The 948-nt window shown below is 43.1% G+C and carries 1 protein-coding gene; it reads right to left on the bottom strand.

Annotated features, from left to right (window positions below; genetic code table 11):
* Positions 1–448: 448 nt before the first annotated feature.
* Positions 449–948, bottom strand: a 500-nt coding sequence (locus S1OALGB6SA_RS07880; RefSeq protein ID WP_230204502.1) for a DUF3750 domain-containing protein, incomplete at its 5' end; no start/stop codon positions are given.

The raw sequence follows: 948 nt of genomic DNA, 5'->3' as shown, positions 1-948 counted from the left end.
TTAGAAGATTCCAGCTCGAAAGAAGGGCCGCCGCACTGGCCGTGCCTTAAGCCCGCGAGGAATTTTGTGCCGACTAATTGATGGCCAGCGGGTTAAGCATTGTTTGTGCATTGGGTGAGGTAAGAGCTTCCTCTTTTTTTATATAATTGGCCCATGAAACACAATCCGTGAGAACACAGAATATGATAGCCATAATAGACTAAAAATACCCATCCCGAGGAAAATAGGTGATTTTGTTTTCACATATCCGATAATATTCAAGATTAAAAAACTCGGAGAAAAGCTCACCCCCAGCACATATATAAATATAACGTGGAGTATATAAAATAGAAACTCCCATTGATAAACGATCCAACTGCTAATCACCCCAATCAACAAGCCAAGAATTATAATTCCGATATTCAAAGTATAAAGAACTCTGAATATCTTATTCATTTGCTGCCACCCTCTAATCATTTTCCTGAATGCTAGTCTCTCCCCAATTTTGCTGAGTTGCCTTATCAACATCTGGCATCACTCCTCCCACACCTTCAATAACATCGTCAACAAAGGTGTTACTATTCGGGCCTCGAGTAGCATGATACGGGTTTTCATCTACAGGATAACTGTCTGCACTCTCAAGCACAGCACTGTCGAGCGCATATTCAGGCATGCCGGATGGAGGGCTGATACTTCCTTCACTCTTTGCGCCAGCTGGCAGTTTTTCACCATTAAAAAACTTCGTAGCCACTTCGAGTTCAACGGGATCATTGGTTCTAACTTCTGAACCTTGAGTATCTCCAGTCGCAATATCCTTAACTGCCTGACCCCGACTTTCAGGATACAACCCTCTGGTTGTAATTTCTCCATCGGAATCTTGTACAGCAATGAATAGATGCCGATGCAATGGTGTAACTGTCAAAGAGAATATATGGGTCTCCATCCCCGTCGGGTCGACATACTTCACGG

Source organism: Olavius algarvensis spirochete endosymbiont (genome assembly GCA_900608495.1).
Taxonomy (GTDB): domain Bacteria; phylum Spirochaetota; class Spirochaetia; order DSM-2461; family DSM-2461; genus UBA2779.
Note: the sequence above shows the minus strand (reverse complement) of the source record. Positions and strands in the feature narration are given on the sequence as shown.